Annotated in this window: 14 protein-coding genes; all 14 read left to right on the top strand. The window is 33.3% G+C overall.

All coding sequences use genetic code 11. The features are described from left to right. Window positions 1–77 precede the first annotated feature (77 nt). Entirely contained in the window at window positions 78–1,286 is a 1,209-nt protein-coding gene (gene coaBC, locus ACY191_RS10340) for a bifunctional phosphopantothenoylcysteine decarboxylase/phosphopantothenate--cysteine ligase CoaBC (protein ID WP_229367138.1), read from the top strand. A gap of 1 nt (window position 1,287) precedes the next feature. Then, window positions 1,288–3,702, top strand: a complete 2,415-nt coding sequence (gene priA / locus ACY191_RS10335; RefSeq protein WP_463270022.1) for a primosomal protein N' — start codon at window positions 1,288–1,290, stop codon at window positions 3,700–3,702. A 299-nt stretch (window positions 3,703–4,001) separates the two neighbouring features. After that, a complete protein-coding gene (locus ACY191_RS10330; RefSeq protein ID WP_229367139.1) occupies window positions 4,002–4,799 on the top strand; it encodes a Cof-type HAD-IIB family hydrolase in 798 nt (265 codons plus the stop codon). 424 nt (window positions 4,800–5,223) lie between these two features. Continuing rightward, the gene (locus ACY191_RS10325) at window positions 5,224–5,418 is read left to right on the top strand and encodes a helix-turn-helix domain-containing protein (RefSeq protein WP_042738901.1); all 195 of its coding nucleotides are present in this window, start codon (window positions 5,224–5,226) and stop codon (window positions 5,416–5,418) included. 194 nt (window positions 5,419–5,612) lie between these two features. After that, window positions 5,613–6,302, top strand: coding sequence for a GNAT family N-acetyltransferase (locus tag ACY191_RS10320; RefSeq protein ID WP_229367140.1), 690 nt, complete (start codon window positions 5,613–5,615; stop codon window positions 6,300–6,302). 278 nt (window positions 6,303–6,580) lie between these two features. Further along, a complete protein-coding gene (locus tag ACY191_RS10315; protein WP_042738899.1) occupies window positions 6,581–7,069 on the top strand; it encodes a peptide deformylase in 489 nt (162 codons plus the stop codon). Then, on the top strand, window positions 7,062–7,994 hold the full coding sequence (gene fmt, locus ACY191_RS10310; RefSeq protein WP_463270021.1) for a methionyl-tRNA formyltransferase: 933 nt from the start codon (window positions 7,062–7,064) through the stop codon (window positions 7,992–7,994). The genes ACY191_RS10315 and fmt overlap by 8 nt, the downstream gene beginning before the upstream one ends. Beyond that, window positions 7,991–9,304: a 16S rRNA (cytosine(967)-C(5))-methyltransferase RsmB gene (gene rsmB / locus ACY191_RS10305; RefSeq protein ID WP_229367141.1), complete on the top strand. Its 1,314-nt coding sequence runs from the start codon at window positions 7,991–7,993 to the stop codon at window positions 9,302–9,304. Before fmt ends, rsmB begins: the two co-directional genes overlap by 4 nt. Before the next feature lie 3 nt (window positions 9,305–9,307). Further along, entirely contained in the window at window positions 9,308–10,402 is a 1,095-nt protein-coding gene (gene rlmN, locus ACY191_RS10300) for a dual-specificity RNA methyltransferase RlmN (RefSeq protein WP_042738897.1), read from the top strand. A 4-nt stretch (window positions 10,403–10,406) separates the two neighbouring features. Further along, the gene (locus ACY191_RS10295; RefSeq protein WP_229367142.1) at window positions 10,407–11,150 is read left to right on the top strand and encodes a Stp1/IreP family PP2C-type Ser/Thr phosphatase; all 744 of its coding nucleotides are present in this window, start codon (window positions 10,407–10,409) and stop codon (window positions 11,148–11,150) included. Continuing rightward, on the top strand, window positions 11,147–13,186 hold the full coding sequence (gene pknB, locus ACY191_RS10290) for a Stk1 family PASTA domain-containing Ser/Thr kinase (protein ID WP_463270020.1): 2,040 nt from the start codon (window positions 11,147–11,149) through the stop codon (window positions 13,184–13,186). Before ACY191_RS10295 ends, pknB begins: the two co-directional genes overlap by 4 nt. A gap of 406 nt (window positions 13,187–13,592) precedes the next feature. Further along, a complete protein-coding gene (gene rsgA / locus ACY191_RS10285; RefSeq protein WP_042738894.1) occupies window positions 13,593–14,468 on the top strand; it encodes a ribosome small subunit-dependent GTPase A in 876 nt (291 codons plus the stop codon). Next, entirely contained in the window at window positions 14,468–15,112 is a 645-nt protein-coding gene (gene rpe / locus ACY191_RS10280; RefSeq protein WP_042738893.1) for a ribulose-phosphate 3-epimerase, read from the top strand. Before rsgA ends, rpe begins: the two co-directional genes overlap by 1 nt. Window positions 15,113–15,117: 5 nt before the next feature. Continuing rightward, window positions 15,118–15,759, top strand: coding sequence for a thiamine diphosphokinase (locus ACY191_RS10275; protein ID WP_042738892.1), 642 nt, complete (start codon window positions 15,118–15,120; stop codon window positions 15,757–15,759). Window positions 15,760–15,823 lie beyond the last annotated feature (64 nt).

The raw sequence follows: 15,823 nt of genomic DNA, 5'->3' as shown, positions 1-15,823 counted from the left end.
GTAAATCAATACAGTTAGTTTTAAGTATTTGATAGGCATGGATGAACAATTTTTATATAAGTTGGAGGAACGTTGTAATGAAACGAATATTACTTGCTGTAACTGGCGGTATCGCAGCATATAAAGCAATTGACTTAACGAGTAAATTAACTCAAGCAAATTATGATGTTAGGGTGATGTTGACAGACCATGCCCAAGAATTTGTCACTCCTTTGGCCTTTCAAGCTATCGGTAGAAACCCAGTATATACCAGTACATTTATTGAACAAAATCCAGAGGAAATCCAACATGTTGCCTTAGGTGATTGGGCAGACGCAATTGTTGTAGCACCAGCTACGGCTAACACAATTGCAAAGCTTGCGCATGGTATTGCTGATGACATGGTAACATCTACATTGTTAGCTACAGAAACGCCTAAATTTGTAGCACCAGCAATGAATGTGCATATGTATGAAAATAAAAGAACCCAGCATAATATGTCTATTTTACGTGGAGATGGTTATCAATTTTTAGAGCCAGGCGAGGGCTTTTTAGCATGTGGTTATGTTGCAAAAGGTCGTATGGAAGAACCATTGCAAATTGTTGAGCGTTTAAATATGTTCTTTGATGAGACACTAATTGACAATAGTTTGGCTGACAGTAGTTTTAATGGGAAGCATGCGCTCATCACAGCTGGGCCCACTATTGAAGAATTAGATCCTGTAAGGTATCTCTCTAATCGTTCTTCCGGTAAAATTGGTTACGCTTTAGCTGAATCATTAGCTAAACGTGGTGCTAAGGTGACATTGGTATCAGGACCTACGCATTTAACGCCACCAGAAGGTATTACATTTGTTTCTGTCCAAAGTGCGGAAGACATGTTTCAGGCAGTAAAAACGCGTTATGATGCTCAAGATATTGTGTTTAAAGCAGCGGCAGTTTCGGATTATACTCCTGCAGATCCACTAGAACATAAATTAAAAAAGCAAGATGGTACCTTATCAGTAACATTTAAGCGTACTCAAGATATATTAAAGTATTTAGGTGAACACAAAGCACATCAATATTTAGTTGGATTTGCAGCAGAAACACAGAATATAGAAGCATATGCTCAAAAGAAATTGCAACATAAAAATGCTGATGTCATCATTGCAAATAACGTTGGTGACCGTACAATAGGGTTTAGTTCAGATGATAATGACTATACGATGTATTTTAAAGATGGCGATGCATTAAGTTTAGGTAAGGAGAAAAAAGTTATCCTTGCAGAACATATAATTGATAGTTTAGAGACAAGGTGGCAGTAACATGATAGCAAAAGTAATCGTTGATATACCTTCTAAAAGTGTAGATTTCACCTTTGATTATCTCGTGCCTTCTAGAATGCAATCGATGATTCAAATTGGTATGCGTGTTGTAGTACCATTTGGTCCTAGAACAATACAAGGTTATATTATGGCAATTACTGAACAGCCAGATAACGATATAGATATATCAAAGTTAAAAGAAATAAAGGAAATCCAAGATATTACGCCAGAATTAACACCAGAGTTAATAGAGTTGACGGATTGGTTTAATACTTATTTTGTAACGAAGCGAATTTCGATGCTCGAGGTCATGTTACCGAGTGCGATAAAGGCAAAATATACAAAATATTTTATTGTTAATGAAGACAGAATAAATGAATTGCCAGAACACTTAAAGCAACAATTTAATGATGGCGGCCAATATTTATATAAGGCAGCACAAGCAAATGGTGATTTAGATAAATTATTGCCATTATTAAGAAAAGGTGTAATACAAGAGCACACGGAATTATCGCAAAGTTTGAAAAAGAAAAAGCAAAAAGCACTTCGTATCGTCGAAAATATTGATATTGATCACGTTCTTAATACTTTAGAAAAATCTAAGAAACAATATGAACTATACGCTTATCTTGCAGATGAACGTCAACATATCGTACTACTAAGAGATATTGAAGCGATGGGATTTTCGAAATCAAGTGTAGATACTTTAGTACGTAAAGGATACATTGAAAAGTTCGAAACTATTGTAGAACGTAATCCATTTGAAACAAATGTGTTCGAACAAGATAAGAAGCAACAACTAACTCAAGATCAACAAGCGGCATATGATGCCATCTCCAAAACTATTGAATCTGGAACGCAACGAACATTCTTGTTACATGGCGTAACTGGATCGGGCAAGACAGAAGTATATCTTCAAACAATAGAACAAGTATTACAATCAGGAAAGCAAGCAATGATGCTTGTTCCTGAAATTGCGTTAACACCTCAAATGGTATTGCGATTTAAGCGTAGATTTGGTGATGAGGTAGCCGTACTTCATTCTGGTTTGTCAAAGGGTGAACGTTACGATGAATGGCAAAAGATTAGAGACGGTAAGGCAAGTGTAAGTGTAGGGGCGAGATCTAGCGTTTTTGCGCCATTTAAATCACTGGGGATGATCATTATTGATGAAGAACATGAATCCTCTTATAAACAAGAAGACTATCCGAGATATCATGCACGTGATATCGCTGAATGGCGAAGTCAATATCATCAATGTCCACTTGTCTTAGGCAGTGCAACACCTAGTTTAGAGAGCTTTGCCCGTGCTGAAAAAGATGTCTATAAACTACTTTCACTACCGAATAGAGTAAATCAACAGGCTATGCCAGAAATAAATATTGTAGATATGAGAGAAGAATTGAGTTCTGGAAATCGTTCGATGTTCTCTACAGAACTTAAAGAAGCAATCCAGTTAAGATTAGATCGCAATGAACAAATTGTATTGTTTTTGAATCGACGTGGTTATGCTTCGTTTATGTTATGTAGGGATTGTGGTCATGTGCCACAATGTCCGAATTGTGATATTTCATTGACTTATCATAAATCTACGGATCAATTGAAATGTCATTATTGTGGACATCAAGAAGCAGCACTTCATATTTGTCCGAGTTGTGAAAGTGAACATATTAGACAAGTTGGTACAGGTACACAACGTGTAGAGGAATTATTACAAGATACCTTTAATGATGCCCGGATTATTAGAATGGATGTCGATACAACTTCACGTAAAGGGGCACATGAAAAACTATTAAATGATTTTGAAGCTGGTAATGGAGATATCTTACTTGGGACACAAATGATAGCCAAAGGTTTAGACTATCCCAATATAACCTTGGTAGGTGTATTAAATGCTGATACAATGTTAAATCTGCCAGATTTCAGAGCTAGTGAACGGACGTATCAATTGTTGACACAAGTTTCTGGTCGTGCAGGCAGACATGAGAAAGAAGGGCAAGTCATTATTCAGACTTATAATCCAGATCATTATGCAATTAAAGACGTACAAGCGAATGATTATCAGGCCTTTTTTGAAAAGGAAATGAACTATAGAAAGTTAGGGAAATATCCACCTTACTTTTTCTTAATTAATTTTACGATTGCGCATAAGGATATGAAAAAAGTAATGGAAGCATCAAAACATATTCATCAGATTTTATTACAACATTTGTCAGAAAAAGCATTTGTCCTTGGACCATCTCCAGCGGCCTTAGCTCGTATCAATAACGAATATCGCTTTCAAATATTAGTAAAATATAAAAGTGAAATTGCTTTGCATAATGCCTTAAAATATTTAGATGATTATTATCATGACCAATATATTAAAGAAAAGTTGTCTTTAAAAATTGACATAAATCCTAATATGATGATGTAATTTAGTGTTATAAATGCTTTGTTATCAGTAGTTATAAGGGGTTTGGGAGTTAACGAAAATATAAAAAGGGCAGAAAAAAGGACAGACAGTTCATTCAACTGCCGACTTACAGAAAGACTTGAAATAATTAAAATAAATTATGGTAATAGAGGATCTAACCTATGGAAACATATCAAAGATGTGCAACTTAGGGTTAGGTCTTTTTTATTAGAACATTTATAAAAGAAAAAAATAGTTTGAGTTCAGATAATTATACCGGTATAATTAAATTGTAACTATTTAATTATTGGAGGGGTTCTATGAATTTAAAGCTCGTCGTTACAGATATGGATGGCACATTTCTTAATAATGAAGGTACCTTTGATAGGGAAAGTTTTCACCTGCTCAAAAATCAAATGACAGAAAAAGATATTAAATTTGTTTTTTGTACGGGAAAACAGTGTGAAAGGGTTGAGGCGTTAATAGGTGAACACACGAATGATGTATATATTATTGGTGATAGCGCAACTAAAATTAAATATAACAAGCAAGTACTATATAAAGCTGCAATCGAAAATCGTTTAGGGAAAAAGATAATAGATGATTTAAGACATATAGATGAAGCACAGACAATTATCGCCTGTACGGATGAGACGGCATTTGTATTAAATAACTTGAATCCTTCCGAATTACAAATTGTTCGTGGTTCTTATCATAATGTTACCCTTATTGAAAGTTTTGAAGAAATTAAAGATGATTTTTTAAAGATTACAGTACATGATGCACAACAAAAATGTAAATATACTGCACAACTACTTGCGAAAGGTTATGCGAATGTATATATCATTGCTTCAGAAGATAGTTGGATTGATATTACGAAGCAAGGAATCAATAAAGGAACAACTATAAATAAAATTCAAGAACATTTAGGCATCGAAATTTCAGAAACGATTGCTTTTGGAGATGGATTAAATGATATTGACCTATTTAAAGCTGCGAAATATAAAGTCGCAATGGATAACGCATACCCGGAATTAAAAGCACAAGCTAATTTGATTGCAAAAAATAATGATGAGAGTGGAGTAATAAAAACGCTACAATTATTAATTAATGATTAGTTAATCCACTAAATCACTATTAGATAATACTGTTTAAGAAAATTAAATATAATTAAGTTTAAACAACTCACTTTAATGATTTAATAAAAGTGAGTTGTTTTTTATTGTTTCTCGTATTTTAAAATGAGGGTAATAAAATCTTAAAATAATTTCTAATTAACCTTGCTATTTATTTTAATACATTTTAAAATAAATAAAACCGACTAAAATTATAAGGATTAAGTCAACTTTCTTATGAATTTATAAAAAAAATATCAAATTTTAGTTTGCATTTATTTGTAATTACAGTTATATTAAATATTAACGAGAACAATATAAATTGTATTCATATTTTTTAAGGTGGTTTTTAGATATTAAATGAATTAAACGTCATAAATATGTTAACTGATTTTCAATCAAATAATATGTATGAGGGGCTGTGCTTATGAGTTTACTTAGTAATAGAGAAGCGATTGGATTAAGTATTGAAGAATTATCGAATCGTTTAGCATCATTATATAATACCAAATTAAGTCCTGAAGTCATTAAACAAATTGAGACTAAGAAGGTTAAATTAGGAAACGAAGAAGTACAAATTTTAGCTGAATTTTTTAATACTACGACAGACGATCTGATCTAACACAAAAATAATTGCCTATTTTTATATTTCGCTTTACAGTTAAAGGTGGAATGATTATAGGAACTAATTTTAGTGTTTAGGTAACGAATGGTTATAGTTTTCCTTATAAATCAAGCGTTATATAAAACGGAGATGACTTCGTTTGAATTTTGCTATATTACTTGAACCTAAAGAAAAAGGGGAAAGATAAGTAAATGAATTATAATGAATTTGACCAACCAATTGGTGAGGCTTTACGTGAATTTAATATGCCTGAATTTCCAAATGTACAAACTTTAACTGGACAGTATAGTAGATTGGAAAAATTAGACATGAAACATGTAGATGATTTATTTGATCATTTCAGCACGCCAGAAGATTTACCGAATTGGACATATTTACCAGATGAGCAACCTCAAAATTATACACAGTTTCAAGCATATATTGAACAACGTATTGCCTCAACAGATCCATATTTCTTTGCAATTGTCGACCATAATACGAATGAAGCACTTGGTTTATTATCGTTATTACGTATTAATCCAAAAAATGCTTCGATTGAAGTGGGACATGTCCATTTTTCCAATAAGATGAAAAGAACTAGAATTGCAACAGAGGTCCATTATTTATTGGCAGGCTATATATTTGAAACGTTAGGGTACCGGAGATATGAATGGAAATGTGATTCGCTTAACCAACCATCTATTAAAGCAGCACAACGTTTAGGCTTTAAATATGAAGGTACCTTTAGAAATCATGTCATTTATAAAAATAGAAATAGAAATACCGTGTGGCTTTCCATGTTAGATGTTGAATGGCCAACACTCAAAATGATAATGGAAGACTGGTTAGCATTAGAAAATTTTGATGCTGAAGGTAATCAGATTAAACGCTTATCTGTATGATAATAAAAATGAAAATAATCTGTAGAATTTAATACTACATAATGAAGCTCGTCAGAATTCAATCTGGCGAGCTTTAGTTATTTTTAAAAATAAAACAATACATGTTCGCTTGTATGATTGACTAATGAGATGATGACTTGACAATAGTTCGTAGAAAAAATAGTAATAATAACGTGCAGATTGTTATTGAATTTATTGCGTGTTTAGAATATGCGTAATGCATTTTTAGTTAAAATAAGTTATAATAGTTTGATGAATTTTTATAAGGAGCCGATTCGATGACGATTAAACGACTTGTTAGTGACCAACATCCTATTTTAAAGAAACAAATAGCACCAGTTACAACTTTTGATTCAGAATTAGAACAATTGTTACTAGATTTGGAAGATACAATGTATGATTTGGAAGCTTCGGCACTTTGTGCACCTCAAATTGGTATTGACCAACAAGTAGCGATTATAGATATGGAAATCGATGGTTTATTGCAATTAATTAATCCAGTAATAATTAATGAATCAAATGAACAAGTGACGGATTTAGAGGGCTCTGTAAGTCTACCTAATGTTTATGGAAATGTGACAAGAAGCAAGATGATCGTGATAAAGGCTAACGATAAACAAGGTAATGAAGTTGAAATGACTGCATATGATGATGTGGCTCGAATGATACTCCATATGGTTGATCATTTTGAAGGTAAGTTATTTACGGATAAGGCAGAAAAAATATTATCTGAAGCTGAAGTGGAGGCGTTTTTTGACAATGAGTAAAATTATATTTATGGGTACACCTGATTTTTCAACAAAGGTATTGGAAATGTTAATTGCGGAACATAACGTGATAGCGGTTGTAACACAGCCTGATCGACCTGTAGGAAGAAAGCGTAAACTAACACCACCACCGGTTAAGGAAGTTGCTGTACAACATGGTATCCCAGTGTATCAACCAGAAAAATTATCAGACTCTGAAGATTTACAAACTCTAATTGACCTAAATGCAGATTTAATTGTCACAGCTGCATTCGGACAATTATTACCTGAGTCTTTATTAAAGGCGCCTAAACTTGGAGCTATCAATGTACATGCATCTTTATTACCTAAATATCGAGGTGGTGCACCGATACATCAAGCTATAATTGATGGTGAGCCAACAACAGGAATTACAATTATGTATATGGTGAAAAAGTTAGATGCTGGTAATATTATTTCACAGAGTGAAATTGAAATTGAATCACAAGATAATGTTGGAACAATGCATGATAAGTTGAGCTTTTTAGGTGCAGATTTACTAAAAGAGACATTGCCTTCTATTATAAATGGTACAAATGATAGTATTCCACAAGATGATAATAAAGCAACATTCGCATCGAATATTAGTAGAGAAGATGAGAAAATTGATTGGACTGCATCTGCTGAAACGATTTACAATCACATTCGAGGTTTATCTCCATGGCCTGTTGCCTATACACAATTTGAAGATGGTAATTTGAAGGTATTTGCCGCTTATATTGAAAAAGGGAAATCAGGCGAGCCAGGTTCAATTATAGAAACAACTAAAAAAGCAATAATTGTAGCTACAGGATCAAATGATGCGATTGCTTTAACTGATATCCAAGTATCAGGAAAAAAACGTATGCTAGCTGCTAACTATTTAAGTGGTGTTCAAACATCATTAGTCGGGAAGGTATTAACATGACATCTGAAATAAATGTAAGAAGCTTAGCATTTGAGACATTGCAAGACATATTAAATGATAAAGCATATAGTAATATTGTTATCAATGAGGTTTTATCTGAATATGAGATGACTAGAGCGGATAAAGGCTTATTGACTGAATTGGTATATGGGACATTGAAGAGAAAATATACCTTAGATTATATCTTGAAACCATTTGTCCAAACAAAATTAAAAGGTTGGGTCAGACAATTACTATGGATGAGTATTTATCAATATGTATACTTAGATAAGATACCTGAACATGCCATAATAAATGAAGCCGTAAATATTGCAAAATACAAAGGTGGACCACATAATGGTAACGTTGTTAATGGTATATTACGAAATGTAATGCGCAGCGAGTTACCTGATTTTAGTGAAATTGCTGATGATAAGAAACGTATTGCCTTGCAATATAGCTTGCCTAAATGGTTAGTCGATCACTGGACAACACATTTTGGTATAGAAAAAACAGAAGCGATTGCTACCTCTTATTTAACAAAAGTAGGTCAGACTGTACGAGTAAATTTAACAAGAATTTCAATAGATGATGCGATAAGACGCTTAGTTGATGATGACTATATTGTTGAACAAGATAGAGATTTAGATATTTGTTTACATGTAAGTGGAAAACCGATTATTGAATCACGTATGTTTAAAGATGGTCTAGTATCTATCCAAGATAAGAGTTCAATGTTTGTTGCGGAACTCATGGATATCAATGAAGGTGATATGGTGCTTGATGCGTGTAGTGCACCCGGTGGAAAAGCATGTCATATCGCAGAAGTTTTAAATCAAACGGGTCATGTAGATGCCACAGATATCCACGAACATAAAATTGACTTGATTGATTTTAATATTAGAAAATTACGATTATCTAACATTTCTGCTTTTCAACATGATGCGACTGAAAAATATGATAAAGTGTATGATAAGATTTTAGTTGATGCACCATGTAGTGGTTTGGGTGTTTTAAGACATAAACCTGAAATTAAATATGAACAATCGCAAAACGGAATCAATGCTTTAGTAGAGATTCAGTTGGAGATTTTGAATAATGTTAAACATAATTTGAAACCTGGTGGAACTTTAGTTTACTCTACGTGTACAATAGAACAATTAGAAAATGAAAATGTAATTTATACATTTTTAAAAGAAAATAAAGACTTTGAATTTGATGGATTTGAACATCCAATAACTGGCGAAAAAGTAAAAACCATGCAAATATTACCTCAAGACTTTAACTCAGATGGCTTTTTCATAACTAGGATTAAAAGAAAGGAAAATTAATATATGATTACTGCAGAGAAGAAGAAAAAGAATAAGTTTCTTCCCAATTTTGAAAAGCAATCCATTTATTCATTAAGATATGACGAAATGCAAAATTGGTTACAAGACCATGGTCAACAAAAGTTTAGAGCGAAACAAATTTTTGAATGGTTATATGAAAAACGTGTAAATAGTATTGATGAAATGACAAATTTATCAAAAGAATTAAGAGAAATTTTAAAAGATAACTTTGCAATGACGACACTTACAACTGTTGTTAAACAAGAAAGTCGAGATGGTACAATAAAATTCCTCTTCGAATTACAAGATGGCTACACAATTGAAACAGTGTTGATGCGTCATGAATATGGGAACTCTGTATGTGTTACAACACAAGTAGGTTGTCGAATTGGATGTACATTCTGTGCGTCTACACTTGGGGGTCTAAAGCGTAACCTTGAAGCTGGAGAAATCGTTTCACAGGTACTAACTGTTCAAAAGGCATTAGATGAAACAGATGAACGTGTTTCTCAAATCGTTATCATGGGTATCGGTGAACCGTTTGAAAACTACGATGAAATGATGGATTTCTTGAAAATAGTGAATCATGATAATGGTTTAAATATTGGCGCACGCCATATTACCGTGTCTACTTCAGGAATTATTCCACGTATTTATGATTTTGCAGAAGAAGATATACAAATTAATTTTGCAGTGAGTTTACATGGCGCTAAAGATGAAATTCGTTCACAATTAATGCCGATTAATAGAGCTTATAATGTTGAAAAACTGATGGAAGCAATTAAATATTATCAAGAAAAAACAAATAGACGTGTAACATTTGAGTATGGTTTATTTGGAGGCGTTAATGATCAGGTGGAGCATGCGAGAGAGTTAGCGCATTTAATTCAGAAGTTAAACTGTCACGTCAATTTAATACCTGTAAACCACGTGCCAGAAAGAAATTACGTTAAAACACCAAAAGAAGATATCTTTAAATTTGAAAAAGAATTAAAACGATTAGGTATTAATGCAACGATTCGCCGTGAACAAGGTGCAGACATTGATGCTGCTTGTGGGCAACTTAGAGCAAAGGAACGAAAAGTAGAAACGAGGTAGTGACATGCTAAAAGCACATTTTTTTACTGACATGGGAAGATATCGTGATAAAAATGAAGATGCAGGTGGCGTTTTTTACAATCAAACTGAGCAACAATTATTAGTGTTATGTGATGGTATGGGCGGTCATTTAGCAGGGGAAGTTGCGAGTCAATTTGTAACAGATGAGTTAAAACGTCGCTTTGAAGCTGAAAACCTAGTAGAAGAGGAGCAAGCTGAAACATGGTTGAGAACTACTTTGAAAGCAATCAATCGTGACTTGTATCGACAATCAGTAGAAAATCCTGAATACAAAGGTATGGGAACTACATGTGTTTGTGCATTGGTTTTTGATCATTTTATCGTTGTGGCCAATGTTGGAGATTCCAGAGCATATTTGGTCAACAGTAGAGAAATTGAACAAATAACAAATGACCATTCCTTTGTTAATCACTTAGTGATGATGGGACAAATCACTCCAGAAGAAGCATTTCACCATCCGCAACGAAATATTATTACTAAGGTTATGGGAACGGATAAATTAGTGACACCTGATGTCTTTGTTAAAAAAACGAAGTTCTTTGACTATCTATTGTTAAATTCTGACGGATTGACTGATTTCACCTTGAATCAAGCAATCCAAGAAGAATTGATGACTGATCATACCTTAGAGCAACATGGACAGAATTTAATTAACTTAGCTTTAGCTAATGATTCTAATGATAATGTTAGTGTAATATTGGCTGAGATTGAAGGAGATAAAGTATGATAGGCAACTTAATAAATGAACGCTACAAAGTGATTAAGAAGCTTGGTGGTGGGGGAATGAGTACAGTCTATCTTGCTGAAGATTCAATACTCGACCGAAATGTTGCGATTAAAGCAATTCGAATTCCTCCTGGGGAAAAGGAAGCGACGATCAAGCGTTTTGAGCGTGAAGTACATAACTTAAGTCAGTTATCGCATAATAATATTGTTAACGTTTTTGATGTAACAGAAAATGATGAAAATTTCTTTTTAGTAATGGAATATATTAAAGGTCCTACTTTGGCAGAGTATATTCAACAGCATAAATCGCTTGATTTACAAACGGTTATTTCATTTACAAAGCAGATTATTGATGGAATTAAACATGCACATGAAACTCAGATTGTGCACAGGGATATTAAACCACAAAATATTCTTGTCACTGATGATCTAACATTGAAAATACTTGATTTTGGTATCGCTAAAGCGTTAAGTGAAACCACGATGACACAAACCAATCATGTTTTAGGTACGGTTCAATACCTTTCTCCTGAACAAGCACGTGGAGAAATGACGGATAATGGCACAGATATTTATTCTATAGGTGTAGTCTTGTATGAAATGTTAGTCGGGAAACCACCATTTTCAGGAGAAACTGCAGTTGGTATAGCAATTAAACACATTCAAGATCCTATGCCGAATGCTACAGAACAACGTTCAGAGGTGCCACAATCCTTGAGCAACGTTGTCTTAAAAGCTACTGAAAAGGATAAACGAGATCGCTACCAAACTGTAAATGAAATGGAAGCAGATTTAGACACAGCATTATCTTCGTCAAGACAATCAGAACCGACATATCAATCTGATGAAACAAATACGAAAACCATCGCAATTGATAAAACGGAGTTGGCGAACAAAACAAAAGAAGACAAAAATAAGAATTTAAAGCAAACAATGCAAATTCCAATTGTCAATCAGCAAGCGTTTCAATCGAGTGAAGAACCATTTTATGCAGTCCCAGCAAAAAAGCGCTCAAAACGTAAAAAGATTATCTATGCAGGGATACTCGTATTATTACTATTTGGCTTGTTTGGGTTTATGGCAATGGGGATGTTTGGCAATAAATATCTTGAAACGCCAGATTTATCGGGCAAAACAGAAAAGCAAGCAGAGAAAATACTTAATGACAATAAGCTAGAACTAGGAAAGATTTCACGTGAATATAGTGATAAATATCCAGAAAATAAAATCATTAAAACAAAACCGGAAAAGGGCGAACGACTTGAACAAAATAGTAAAGTTGATCTCATTTTATCAAAAGGCCCGAAAATGGTTGAAATGCCAAGTTTGTATGGTGTTTCTAAAGATGAAGCACTTGATCGTTTGAAAAAACTGGGTATCGATGATGTGAAAGTAGATACGCGCTATACTAAAAATAATACTGCTAAAGGTTTAATAGAAGATCAAAATATTAATCCTGGCGATAAAGTGAAGATTAAAGATAGTGGCATACAACTAATAGAATCATTAGGTGTGAAACAAGTTTATGTTCCTAATTATGAGAAAAAATCATTTAAATCTGCAAAATCAGCTTTAGAAAGTAAAGGCTTTAAAGTTGTAGTCAATGAAGAACAAGAACACGATAAGATTAAAAAAGGTAATGTTATTAGTCAATCTCCAAAAGCTGAAGAAGTAGATGAAGGTTCTACGATTGCCTTTACAGTATCTTCTGGTGCTCCTAAAGCAGATGATAAAGATGATGATCAAGATAAGGACGATGACAAAGATAAATCTGAGGATAAAGACGAAGAGGCAACAAAAGAATATACAGAGACATATCAAGTGCCATATTCAGGTAAGGATGATAAAGCACAAGAAGTTAAAGTATATATCAGAGATAAAGACAATCCAGGTACTTCGGCTGCACAAACTTTCAAGATTAAAGATAACAAGACAGTTAAAATTCCGATGACGATTGAAAAAGGAAAGACTGCAGGTTACACAATTCGTGTCGATAATAAAATCGTTGCAGATAAAGATATTCCTTATGATTTTTAGAATATAAATCGCCTTTAAATATAGCGCCTAGAACAGTTTGGTTTCAATATCAAACTATTCTAGGTGCTTTTGTTATTTATTGAGATAAAAATGTTTAATATGTCTCATTGTCATAGTGATTTCAAAGCAGTATTTAATTATATGAAAATAGGCTCATGGTTTAGTGTGATAATACAAAGTTATTAAAGTATTTGTATAATTGTGTAGTGATATAGTTCGAAAGTTGTACCATATGAGAATGCTTTTTGTAATCAATCTATGATTATAGTCAATTTTTACGATTAAATTCTTAGCATACTAAAAAAGAAATGTATGAATTTTCTATAAAGATGCTTTATTCATATTTAAAATGAATTTGCTTTGCTATAATATATAAAGTAATAGTATTTAAAAGAGGGGTGCCTAAGTGAAGACAGGTCGCATCATAAAATCAATTAGTGGCGTTTATCGTGTAGATGTAGATGGAGAACTATATGATACAAAGCCGCGTGGATTATTTAGGAAAAATAAATTTTCGCCTATTGTTGGTGATGTCGTAGATTTTGAAGTGGAGAATGTAACTGAAGGCTATATTCACCACGTTCATGATAGAAAGAATGAATTGAAGAGGCCACCTGTAAGTAATATTGATCATCTCATTATTGTTATGAGTGCGGTGGAGCCCGATTTTTCAACACAATTATTAGATCGATTTTTAGTTATTGCACATTCATATCATTTGCGTCCGCGTATTTTAGTAACGAAAAAGGATTTAACTACTGACACTATTGCGAGTCAGATTAAACAGAATCTAGCTATTTACGAAGCAATAGGTTATAAAACACAATTTATAGGTGTTAACGACGATGTTAATGATGTGTTTCAAGCATGGGGTTCAGGATTAGCTGTGTTAAGTGGACAATCTGGAGTTGGAAAATCGACATTACTCAATCATTATTTTCCAGAATTAGAATTAGAGACACAACATATATCTAAATCACTGAATCGAGGAAGACATACAACGCGACATGTTGAATTATATGAAAGGTCAAATGGCTTTATAGCTGATACCCCTGGATTTAGTGCATTGGATTTTGATCATATACAAAAAGACGAAGTAAAACATTATTTCTTAGAGATAAATGAATTCGGTGAACAGTGCAAATTTAGAAATTGTAATCATATCAAGGAACCGAAATGTCAGGTAAAATCCGAAGTTGAATTGGGTAATATTGCACAATTTAGATATGATCATTATGTACAACTATTCAATGAGATAGCAAATAGAAAGGAAAGATACTAGTGGCAAAATTATATCCATCTTTATTATCAACAGATTTTTTAAATTTACAACAAGAATTAAAGGATTTAGAAGCAGCAGGCGTCGATGGTGTACATTTCGATGTTATGGATGGGCGATTTGTACCAAATATATCGATTGGTCTTCCTATTTTGGATGCGGTCAGAAAAGGGACAAAATTACCTATTGATGTGCATTTAATGATAGAGGAACCTGAGAAATATGTTGATTTATTTGCACAACATGGTGCAGACATGATTTCTGTACATGTAGAAGCAACGCCGCATATTCATAGAGTGATTGAACAAATCAAATCGCAAAATATAAAGGCAGGTGTGGTATTAAACCCTGGCACACCTGTAGATGCAATATTGCCAGTTATTAGAATGGTAGATTATGTCTTAGTGATGACTGTAAATCCTGGGTTTGGAGGACAAAGCTTTATCAGTGATAGCATCGAAAAATTAGATCAATTAACTTCTATTAAAGATAGAATGGAACTCGATTTTGATATAGAAGTAGATGGTGGTATAAATAATGAAACCGTTAAAAATGTAATTGAACATGGCGCAACGATGCTAGTTGCTGGCTCTTATTTCTTTAAACAAGATGATTATAAACAAGTTACAAAATTGTTGAAAGGTTGATAAAGATGAAAGTCAACTTGCTTTGTGGGGATAGAAATTTACCAATTGATATTTTAAAGAGAAAGTCTAATGAGCGATGGATAGGGATAGATCGTGGAACATTAGTATTAATTGAACATAAGATCACACCACAATTTGCGGTAGGAGACTTTGATTCTATAAATGAGGATGAACGTGCTTTGATTGAACGGCAAATCACACTTAATCCGTTGAATCCGGAAAAGGATGATACGGATTTAGCATTGGGTGTGGAACAAGCAATAGCCTATGGTTATAGGGAAATTGAAATATATGGTGCCACGGGTGGCAGATTAGATCATTTTTTAGGTGCAATCCAAATTTTAGAAAAGCCTGAATTTGAAATGCAAGACTTAACAATAGCGTTAATTGATGACTGCAATGAGATTCGCTATTTGTCGGCGGGGCAACATTTTGTAAAGCGCAATCCAACGTTACCATATATCTCATTTGTACCAACAACAGTACCAACTGAAATTTCACTAACTCATTTCAAATATAATTTAGATCATGAAACTTTGTTAAAGGGCTCTACATTAACGATTTCTAATGAAATAGCTGATGATTTTGGAAAGATTGAGATTTTTAAAGGCAATGTATTAGTGATTCGTAGTAGAGATAAGTCATAACTTTACAATAAAATAAATAAAAAAAGACCAATCCTCCACATAAGGACTGGTCTTTTTCGTGCAT

It is taken from the genome of Staphylococcus sp. TCBT05 (assembly GCF_055179755.1).
The sequence above is the reverse complement of the archived record's forward strand: the minus strand, read 5'-3'. Positions and strand labels throughout refer to the sequence as shown.

Excerpts from the sequence above, each read along its gene's own strand:
- coaBC (WP_229367138.1), top strand. The coding sequence starts at position 78 with ATGAAACGAATATTACTTGCTGTAACTGGCGGTATCGCAGCATATAAA.
- priA (WP_463270022.1), top strand. The coding sequence starts at position 1,288 with ATGATAGCAAAAGTAATCGTTGATATACCTTCTAAAAGTGTAGATTTC.
- ACY191_RS10330 (WP_229367139.1), top strand. The coding sequence starts at position 4,002 with ATGAATTTAAAGCTCGTCGTTACAGATATGGATGGCACATTTCTTAAT.
- ACY191_RS10325 (WP_042738901.1), top strand. The coding sequence starts at position 5,224 with ATGAGTTTACTTAGTAATAGAGAAGCGATTGGATTAAGTATTGAAGAA.
- ACY191_RS10320 (WP_229367140.1), top strand. The coding sequence starts at position 5,613 with ATGAATTATAATGAATTTGACCAACCAATTGGTGAGGCTTTACGTGAA.
- ACY191_RS10315 (WP_042738899.1), top strand. The coding sequence starts at position 6,581 with ATGACGATTAAACGACTTGTTAGTGACCAACATCCTATTTTAAAGAAA.
- fmt (WP_463270021.1), top strand. The coding sequence starts at position 7,062 with ATGAGTAAAATTATATTTATGGGTACACCTGATTTTTCAACAAAGGTA.
- rsmB (WP_229367141.1), top strand. The coding sequence starts at position 7,991 with ATGACATCTGAAATAAATGTAAGAAGCTTAGCATTTGAGACATTGCAA.
- rlmN (WP_042738897.1), top strand. The coding sequence starts at position 9,308 with ATGATTACTGCAGAGAAGAAGAAAAAGAATAAGTTTCTTCCCAATTTT.
- ACY191_RS10295 (WP_229367142.1), top strand. The coding sequence starts at position 10,407 with ATGCTAAAAGCACATTTTTTTACTGACATGGGAAGATATCGTGATAAA.
- pknB (WP_463270020.1), top strand. The coding sequence starts at position 11,147 with ATGATAGGCAACTTAATAAATGAACGCTACAAAGTGATTAAGAAGCTT.
- ACY191_RS10275 (WP_042738892.1), top strand. The coding sequence starts at position 15,118 with ATGAAAGTCAACTTGCTTTGTGGGGATAGAAATTTACCAATTGATATT.